The following is an 8,028-nucleotide window of genomic DNA, read 5'->3' on the forward strand; positions in this document are numbered from 1 at the left end:
GGGGTCAGCTTCTCACCCACGACGTGGTAGGTGAGGATCTTCGTCAGGGTGGCCTTGTCGGCCAGGACCTTGTCCAGGTCGGCCTTCGGGATCTTCGCGAAGGCGTCGTTGGTCGGCGCGAACACCGTGATGTCCTTGGCGTTGTTCAGGGTGTCGACCAGACCCGCCTGCTTCACCGCGGTCACCAGCGTCGACAGCGCCGGGTTGTTCGAAGCCGCCGTCGCCACCGGGTCCTTGGCCATCCCGTCGAACGAACCCGCGCCGTCGGCGGGCACGCCCGCACAGGCCGGACCGAAGGGCTTGTCCATCGCCATCGAGGCGTCCGGGGTGGCCGGCTGCGAAGCGGAGCTGTCCGTGCTCGCGGTGGAACCCGCCGCGGAGTCCTTGCCCGACTCCGAGCACGCCGCGAGGCTGAAGGGAAGGACGGCCGCGGCGGCCACGGCTACGGCGGTACGGCGGAAGTGAAGAGCGTTCATGATGGCTGTACTCCTTGGGAGTTGCTCGCTGGGCATGACGAATGGACGCATGCCTGTACGTACGGATGTCATGGGGCAGGAAAGGAAAGAGGTCCGGTTCAGCCGGTGACGGTGACGGGCACGGGGGCCTCGGGCGGGCCGCTCGCGCCGCCGGGTATGACCCGGTCGCGTCCCCGGTCACACTCCCGGACCCGCACCGCGCCGCGGAGCGCCACCGCGGCGGGCGGGCCGGGTACGGCACGTCGTATCGCGCCGCGGGAGGCCGTCGCCTCTCGGCCGCCGGGGGTGTCCGGCCGCCGGCCGAGGCACCCCGCCGCGATCGAGGCCGGCGCAGAGGCCCCGACCACGGCGAGGTGACCCCGGCGACTCCAGCCGGGCCCGAATCCGGCTGTCGCGCCCTGACCGCCCGGTACGGCGGTCAGGCGCCCGATCAGTGCGCGCAGCGGCCCCGTACCGGTCGGGGCGTCCATGAGCGAGGGCGCCGGTGCGCCCTGCTCGTCGGTGCTGCGGTTGATGCTCACACCTGGTCTTCGGCGCCGCGGGCCCGGCGGATTGGCCGTTCAGCCGAACGGATGAAATCGGCTTGGGGGCTGACGTCCGGCGGCGGGCCGGAACGGCTGCGCGGGGCCCCGGTCAGCGGCCTCCGCGGGTGCGGAACTGCACGCTGATCCGGGGTCCCACGGCCCGAGCCGACTTGGGCACCGCGTGCTCCATGGTCCGCTGACAGGAGCCGCCCATGACGACGAGGTCACCGTGCCCGAGGGGCAGCCGCAACAGCGTGGCGCCACCGTCGCGGGGGCGCAGGACGAGGTCGCGCGGGTCCCCGACGGAGACGATGGCGACCATGGTGTCCTCGGTGGAGGAGCGGCCGGTCCGGTCGCCGTGCCAGGACACGCTGTCGCGTCCGTCGCGGTAGAGGCACAGTCCGGCGGTGGTGAACCCCTCGCCGAGCTCGTCCGCGTAGTGCAGGCTCAGCGCCTCGCGGGCATCGGCGAGGGCGGGGTGCGGGAGGGCCTCGCCGTCGCCGTAGAAGGCGAGCAGCCGGGGTACGGCCACGTCCCGCTCGTACATCCGCCGCCGCTCGGCCCGCCAGGGCACGTCGGCCGCCAGCCGCTCGAACAGCAGGTCGGCTCCGGTCAGCCAGCCGGTCAGGTGATCGACCCAGGCCCCGGCGCCGAGCGGGGTCCGCCGGACGCCGCCGAGCGGACCGAGCAGGATCTCGTCGCCCTGGTCGAAGAGGGAGCCCTGGAGGCCCTGGACCGCGTGCATGCCTCCAGCCTAGCCCTTTCTCGAACACATGCTCGAATCAAGGCGCACGGAGGCTCCCCGCACGCCCGCACCCCGGGAAACCGGCCGCCGGAGCCGTCAGCGGCCGCGCAGGGTCTCGATGTCGCGGCGCTCGCGCTTCGTCGGGCGACCCGCACCCCGGTCGCGGATGCCGACCACGGCCGCCTCGACGCGCGTGGGCGGCGGCGGGCTGTTGTCGATGAAGCACTCCGCCGCGACCGGGGGGCCCACCCGCTTGGCCACCGGGCGCCGGACCACGACGATCCGCTCGCGCCCCGCATGGAAGAGCCGCACCTCGTCACCCGCGCGCACCGGCTGCGCCGGCTTGGCGCGCTCCCCGTTGACCCTCACGTGGCCCGCCCTGCAGGCGGTCGCGGCGGTGGACCGGGTCTTCGTCAGCCGTACGGACCAGATCCACGCGTCGACCCGCACCGTGCCCGTCGCCGTTACCTCTTCAGCCATGCCATGACTCTAGCGAGCGGGCCCGCGGAAGCCGGAACGAGTCTTGGCGGATGCGACAAGAGACATGGCACCTACCATGGATATGCACCCAAGAGAATTGCACGTGCGGCATATGAGCACCTACCTTGTCGCACATGCAGTCCTACACCATCGGCCAGGCGGCACGCCTGCTCGGCGTCAGCCCCGACACGGCTCGCCGCTGGGCCGACGCCGGCCGGGTCGCGACCCATCGTGACGAGGGCGGCCGACGCCTGATCAACGGCCGCGCCCTGGCCGCCTTCTCCGTGGAGGTCGGGCAGGGCGCCCACACCGAGGACGGCGAGCCGTACACCTCCGCGCGCAACGCCTTCCCGGGCATCGTCACGGCCGTCACGTTCGGCGACGTCGCCGCCCAGGTCGAGATCCAGGCGGGTCCCCACCGGCTGGTCTCGCTGCTCACCCGTGAGGCGGTCGAGGAGCTCGGACTGGAGGTCGGCATGCGGGCCACCGCCCGCGTGAAGTCCACCAGCGTGCACATCGACCGCGTCTGAACCCGGACACCGGCCCGACACCGGCTCACCCCGCGGCGACGGCCGCGGCCGGAACGCGACACCGCCCCACGCCTCCCCACCCCGTACGTCCCCACCCCGTCCCCACCCGCTCCGCCGTCACCGGCGCGGGGTCACCACCGCGCGGTACCGGCACCCGGCCGGCCGCCGACCCGACCGAGGAGCACCAGCCATGTCCCCGACCCTGAACCTGACCCGCCGCCGCGCCGCCACCGCCGCGCTGACCGGCGCCCTGCTCGTCCCGCTGGCCGCCTGCGGCGGCGGCGACGGGAAGCCCGCCGCCGACTCCTCCCCGAGCACCTCGGGCTCCGGCACGGCCTCCGCCGAGCCCCAGGCCGCGAACCTGACGGTCCTCGCCGCGTCCTCCCTCACCGACGTGTTCAAGACCGCGGGCGCCGCCTACGAGAAGGCCCACCCGGGCACGAAGGTCACCTTCTCCTTCGCCGGTTCGCAGGAGCTCGCCGCGCAGGTGAAGCAGGGCGCCCCCGCCGACGCGCTGGTGACCGCCGACACCAAGACCATGGACGGCCTCAGGGCGGAGACCGGCACCGCCACGGTCGTCGCGAAGAACCGCCTCGTCATCGCCGCGGGCCAGGGCAACCCGTTCAAGATCGACGAGCTGAAGGACCTCGCCGACTCCAAGATCAAGGTCGTGCTCGCCGCGCCCGAGGTCCCCGTCGGGCGCTACAGCAAGGAGATCCTGGACAAGCAGGCCGTCACGGTGAAGCCCGTCTCCCAGGAGCCCAACGTCCGCGCGGTGCTGAGCAAGGTCGAGCTGGGCGAGGCCGACGCCGGCCTCGTCTACCGGACGGACTCCGCCAAGTCCGGCGACAAGGTGGTCGCCGTGGAGATCCCGGACGGCCAGAACGCGGTGGCCTCCTACCCGGCCGCCGCGCTGAAGCAGTCGAAGAACGCCGCGGCCGCCACCGCGTTCGTGGCCTGGCTCAGCGGCCCCGAGGCGCAGAAGATCCTCCAGGACGCGGGCTTCCAGAAGCCGTAGGCGATCACCGCACCGGTCGCGCACCGAACGCCGCCGTCCTGTCCTCACCGTGGGGCCACGCGGGCTCCGCGCCGTCGGCGGGGGCGGAAGGGGCCGCCCGGTCCGGGGGGACGGGCGGCCCCTCCCGGCACGTCCGGGCGGGGCCGGCCGCCGTACGCTTCACACGCCGCCGAAACCCCCAGCCAGGAACCCCTCATGAGCAGACTCCGCACCCGCACCCGACCCCCCGTGGCCCTGGCGCTGCCCGCGCTGCTCGCCGTCGGGTTCCTGCTGCTGCCCCTGATCGGCATCCTGACCCGCACCCAGTGGGGCGACGTCGCCACCCATCTCAGCAGCCCCGGCGTGGTCGAGGCCCTGAAGCTGTCGCTGCTGGTCTCTCTGTGGGCCCTCGGTCTCTCCCTCCTCCTCGGGGTGCCGCTCGCCTGGCTGCTGGCGCGGGTCGACTTCAGGGGCAAGCCCCTCATCCGCTCGCTCGTGCTGCTCCCGATGGTGCTGCCGCCGACCGTGGGCGGTGTCGCCCTGCTGCTGGGCTTCGGCCGCCGCGGGCTGCTGGGGCCCTGGCTGGAAGACGGCTTCGGGATCACCCTGCCGTTCCACACCTCGGGCGCCGTCGTCGCCGCGACCTTTGTCGCGATGCCGTTCCTCGTCATCAGCCTGGAGGGCGCCCTCGGCGGCCTGAAGCAGAGCTACGAGGAGACCGCCGCCTCCCTCGGCGCCCCGCCGGTCCGGGTGTTCTTCACCGTCACGCTGCCCATGGTGGCCCCGGGTCTGATCGCGGGCGCCGCGCTCACCTGGGCCCGCGCGCTGGGCGAGTTCGGCGCGACCATCACCTTCGCGGGGAACCTGCCGGGCACCACCCAGACCCTCCCGCTCCAGGTGTACCTGCTGCTCCAGGACCAGCCGGAGGCGGCGACCTCCGTCTCGCTGCTGCTCCTCGCCATCGCCATGGCCGTCCTGGTCGCGCTGCGCGGCCGCTGGACGGGCACCCCGGTCGCCCGCGGCGCCGCCGAGACGCCGAAGCCAGCCGAGGAGACCCCGCCCCCGGTTCGTGCGGGCGAGGCCGCGGAGCCCGCCGGGGGCGCGCCCGGTGACGGCGGCGGCCGCTGGCCCCTGCACGCCACGGTCACCGGCTTCAACGACCTCACGCTCGACGCCGCGCCGGGCACCACCATCGCCGTCGTCGGCGAGAACGGCGCCGGCAAGACCACGCTGCTGCGGGCCCTGCTCGGCCTGACGCCGCGGGCCCACGCCGACCTCGTCCTCGGCGGTACGGACGTCACCGCGCTGCCCCCGCACCGGCGCCAGGTCGCCTGGGTACCGCAGGACGGCGCGCTGTTCCCGCACCTGAGCGCCCTCGCGAACACCGCGTACGGGCTCCGCGCCCGCCGGGTGCCGCGCGCCGACGCCCGCCGCGAGGCCCAGACCTGGCTGGACCGGCTCGGGGTCGGACACCTGGCCCACCGCAGGCCCGCGCAGTTGTCCGGCGGGCAGGCCCAGCGCGTCGCCCTCGCCCGGGCACTCGCGGCCCGGCCCCGGCTGCTGCTCCTGGACGAGCCGCTCGCCGCCCTCGACCAGACGACGCGGGCCCACGTCCGGCACACCCTGCGCACACACTTGGCGGGCTTCGGCGGTGTCTGCCTGATCGTCACGCACGATCCCGTGGAGGCCGTGTCGCTGGCCGACCGGGTCCTCGTACTCGCCGACGGGCGGACCCTGCAGGACGCGCCGCCCGCCGAGGTGACCCGGCACCCGCGTTCCCCCTGGGTGGCCCGGATGCTGGGGCGCAACGCCTGGCCCGGCAGCGCCTCGGCCGGTGGCCTCGTCCTCGCCGGCGGGGGCCGCCTCGTCGTCGCCGAGGCACTGCCTGAGGGGTCGCCGGCGCTGGCGATCATCGCCCCGGAGGCCGTCTCCGTGCACCGGGACCGGCCGGGCGGCAGTCCCCGCAACGTCTGGCGGGGCACCGTGCGCGAGGTCACCGCGGTCGGCAGCCGGCTGCGCGTCCTGGTCTCCTCCGCCGGGGCACCCGACCTGGTCGCGGAGATCACCCCGGAGGCCGCCGCCGAGCTGGGCATCGCCGACGGCGTCGAGGTGTGGACGAGCGTGAAGGCCACCGAGGTCACCCTCGTCCCGCTGTAGCCACGGCGATGGCGACGGTAGCGGTGGCGGTGGCGGTTCAGGGCGGCCCTGGCGCCCGTCCGGTCCGGGGCAGCGGGCCGGTCGGCCGTACGGAGAGCCAGTCGCGGCCCGGGCCCGGGAAGGCGTCGGCGCCCACCAGGGTCCAGCCGGTACGGGCCGCCGCGAGCTCGAGCACGCCCTCGGACCGTCCGGCGGCGAACCGCTGGGCGCCGACGGTGATCACCGCCGCCCCCTTCCCGGTGGTGCGCCGGAACTCCGCGAGGTGGCGCGTCAGGAGGGCCTCCTCCTTGCGGTCCACGGTGCGGGCGGCATGCCGGCGTACCACCGCCAGCGCTCCCGTGCCCGGATCCCCGGCGGCGGCCGACAGCGCTTCCCGCAGGGCCCGTACGCGGTCCAGTCCGCCCCCGGCCAGGGTACGGCGGGTGGTGTCGAGCGGCAGGAACCGTACGCCGCGGTGCAGGAACGGCCGCTGCTCGGCGCCCGTCACCACCAGGTCCGCTCCGGCCGTCCGGGGGTGCCCCGCGCCGGGGGCGACGGCGAACCGCCACGGCCGGGCGCGGACCTCGGCGCCCGTGGCCACCACCGGGTCCGGCCGGTCCGGGGCGGGAGCCGCCGGGCCCGTGAGCGGGGTCCGGGCGGCCAGGGTGTCCAGCAGCAGCCGGCCCGGGCGGGTCCCGGCGGAGGCCGAGAACCCGGTGACGGTGAGCGGCCGCTGCGGTGCGGCGGGCAGCGGCAGGGTGATCTCCCGCCAGCCGGTCCAGTCCACGACGGGTCCGCGCAGCGTGACGGCGGTCCCGTCCGCGTCGGCCAGCTCCACGGCGGGCCGGGCGCCGGAGCCGTCGCCGCCGACCCACCGCGTCAACGCCCGGGCCGGCTCGGGCACGGCCAGCGGCCGTGGCGGGGCCGCCGCGGCACCGAAAGCCACCGGAGCGCCGGGGGCCGACGGGGCGCCCGGAGCCGAAGGAGCGCCCGGCGGGAGTCGCAGGGCGAGCCCGGGGCCCGGGTGGCCCTCGGCCGGCGCCGCGCCCGGGCCGGTCCAGGCGGCGGCGTCCTCCAGCCCGGCGAGCTCGCGGGTGACCAGGCCGACGCCGAGGGCCAGTTCGGCGGTGGCCCCGGTCGCCCGGACGGTGGCCCGCAGCCGCCCGGCGGCCCGCGGGACGAGGGCGGTGACGGTGAAGCCGCCCCCGGCGCCGGCGGTGACGCGCCACCGCGAGCGGTCGAACCGCAGGGTCACGTCCCGGGGTTCGACGGGGGCGGCCGCGCCCTGGGCGTCGTAGCCGGTCAGCACGAACCCGGCGCTCTCGCCCGCCTCCGCCAGGCCGATCCGGGCCGGGACCGCGCGCAGCCGGGCCAACGGGCCGAGCACGTCGAGGCGGAGCGTGCCGCGGGCCGGGCCGAGCCGGGCGTACGCGGTGACGCCCCCGGCGCGCGGAGCACGGAGCGCACCGTCCGCCCCGATCGAGCCCGCCGTGGCGGACCACCGGGGCCGGCCCGGGGCCGGTCCGAGCGCGGCGTCGTGGCCGGTGGCGGTGAGGGTGCGGGTCAGGCCGGGGAAGACCCTGGCGCCGCCGGGGGCGTCGACCCGGAAGGCGGTGGTCCGGCCGGGGCCTTCGGGGGCGGTGAGGACGAGGCCGTTGGGCACCGGGCGGGGGCGGCCGTCCGAGGGGGAGTTCTCCAGGACCGGGGCCGTGACTCCGCTGATGGCCGCGAGGAGGGTGGAGGAGCCGCCGCCGTCGAGGTTGAGGGCCTCGTGGGCGCCGGCGCGGTGCATCAGCCGGCCCAGCGCGGTCAGGGTGAGGCCGCCGCTGTCGCGCTGGCGGCCGTCCACCGTGAGGAGGCGCAGGCGGCGCCCGTCGCGCGAGAGGCCGACCGCGGTGCGCGGTGCGGCGGCGTTGTTCGGCTCGCCGTCGTGGTCCTGCGGGACCCCGGCCACGACGAGCGGCTCCCGGCCGCCCACCGCGTCGACCGGGGCCGGGCCCGGGCCGGGCACGGCGCAGGCCGCTACGGCGACGGGGTCCCCGGGGCGCAGGGAGGCGAGTTCGGCCGCGGCGGCGCCGAGGCCGAGCAGCAGGGTGGTGCCGGGGGCGGGACGCCGCTTAGCCCGGGCGGGATCCCGTAC

8 protein-coding genes are annotated in these 8,028 nt (G+C 76.3%); 3 read left to right on the forward strand and 5 right to left on the reverse strand.

The window, feature by feature from the left end; all coding sequences use genetic code 11:
- From ABT106_RS29830 to ABT106_RS29845, 4 genes are all read right to left on the reverse strand, one after another.
- The coding region (locus tag ABT106_RS29830) for a fasciclin domain-containing protein (RefSeq protein ID WP_351283569.1) at positions 1–476 on the reverse strand (476 nt) is incomplete at its 3' end.
- A gap of 98 nt (positions 477–574) precedes the next feature.
- Positions 575–997: a hypothetical protein gene (locus tag ABT106_RS29835; RefSeq protein WP_351283572.1), complete on the reverse strand. Its 423-nt coding sequence runs from the start codon at positions 995–997 to the stop codon at positions 575–577.
- Positions 998–1,109: 112 nt separating this feature from the next.
- Positions 1,110–1,745: an alpha-ketoglutarate-dependent dioxygenase AlkB gene (locus tag ABT106_RS29840; RefSeq protein WP_351283575.1), complete on the reverse strand. Its 636-nt coding sequence runs from the start codon at positions 1,743–1,745 to the stop codon at positions 1,110–1,112.
- Positions 1,746–1,841: 96 nt separating this feature from the next.
- Complete coding sequence (locus ABT106_RS29845; RefSeq protein WP_351283578.1) at positions 1,842–2,225, reverse strand: RNA-binding S4 domain-containing protein; 384 nt, start codon at positions 2,223–2,225, stop codon at positions 1,842–1,844.
- Positions 2,226–2,359: 134 nt separating this feature from the next.
- Between ABT106_RS29845 and ABT106_RS29850 the strand changes: the two genes are divergently transcribed.
- The 3 genes from ABT106_RS29850 (at position 2,360) to ABT106_RS29860 (ending at position 5,909) form a co-directional block, all read left to right on the forward strand.
- Positions 2,360–2,755 (forward strand): TOBE domain-containing protein, encoded by a 396-nt coding sequence (locus ABT106_RS29850; RefSeq protein WP_351283581.1) that lies wholly within the window; start codon positions 2,360–2,362, stop codon positions 2,753–2,755.
- Positions 2,756–2,945: 190 nt separating this feature from the next.
- Entirely contained in the window at positions 2,946–3,773 is an 828-nt protein-coding gene (gene modA, locus ABT106_RS29855) for a molybdate ABC transporter substrate-binding protein (protein WP_351283583.1), read from the forward strand.
- Between the two features lie 195 nt (positions 3,774–3,968).
- Complete coding sequence (locus ABT106_RS29860; RefSeq protein WP_351283586.1) at positions 3,969–5,909, forward strand: ABC transporter permease; 1,941 nt, start codon at positions 3,969–3,971, stop codon at positions 5,907–5,909.
- A 37-nt stretch (positions 5,910–5,946) separates the two neighbouring features.
- Here ABT106_RS29860 and ABT106_RS29865 read toward each other — a convergent pair.
- Positions 5,947–8,028, reverse strand: a 2,082-nt coding sequence (locus tag ABT106_RS29865; protein WP_351283588.1) for a phosphodiester glycosidase family protein, incomplete at its 5' end; no start/stop codon positions are given.

This window comes from Streptomyces sp. NPDC002044 (assembly GCF_040296725.1).
GTDB classification, from domain to species: domain Bacteria; phylum Actinomycetota; class Actinomycetes; order Streptomycetales; family Streptomycetaceae; genus Streptomyces; species Streptomyces antarcticus.